The 522-nt window shown below is 46.6% G+C and carries 2 protein-coding genes; both read right to left on the bottom strand.

All coding sequences use genetic code 11. From position 1 onward, the window contains the following. On the bottom strand, positions 1–144 hold a 144-nt coding region (locus R8O11_RS31190), incomplete at its 3' end, for a hypothetical protein (protein ID WP_318195387.1). A gap of 9 nt (positions 145–153) precedes the next feature. After that, positions 154–522, bottom strand: a 369-nt coding sequence (locus R8O11_RS31185) for a class II aldolase/adducin family protein (protein WP_318195386.1), incomplete at its 5' end; no start/stop codon positions are given.

Raw genomic sequence — 522 nt, 5'->3', positions numbered from 1 at the left:
AATAGAAACTGAAATGTCATCAGACGAATTTAATCCTGAAATGATTTCTTCGATCTTTTGCGCAACGCTTTCCAATCCTTGTGGGCCGTAAAGATGCTGAGAGCCTGTTACAAACCATACTTGTTTGTCGTTGAAAATCTTCATCATGTTTCCTTATTTTTTGCTTTGACCGTAGTAGGCGTTCGCGCCGTGCTTACGTAAATAATGTTTGTCGAGAAGCGAAGGGTTAAGAGTGTCTACCTCGGCATTGATTTGCAGTGTTTGCAAAGCCATGCCTGCGACCACTTCAACTACTACGGCGTTGTGAACCGCTTGAGCAGGGCTTTTACCCCAAGTAAAAGGTGCGTGTTCTTTGACCAAAATTCCGGGAGACGCCATAACGTTTGAATCACCGATGGTTTCGACGATGACTTTGCCAGTGTTGAGCTCGTAGTTGTGCGCGATCTCTTCGTCGCTCAAGGCGCGAGTGCACGCAATTTGTCCGTAGAAATAATCCGCATGAGGTGTGCCCACCGCGGGAAT

The sequence above is a fragment of the Vibrio sp. 1288 genome (assembly GCF_033344475.1).
Note: the sequence above shows the minus strand (reverse complement) of the source record. Positions and strands in the feature narration are given on the sequence as shown.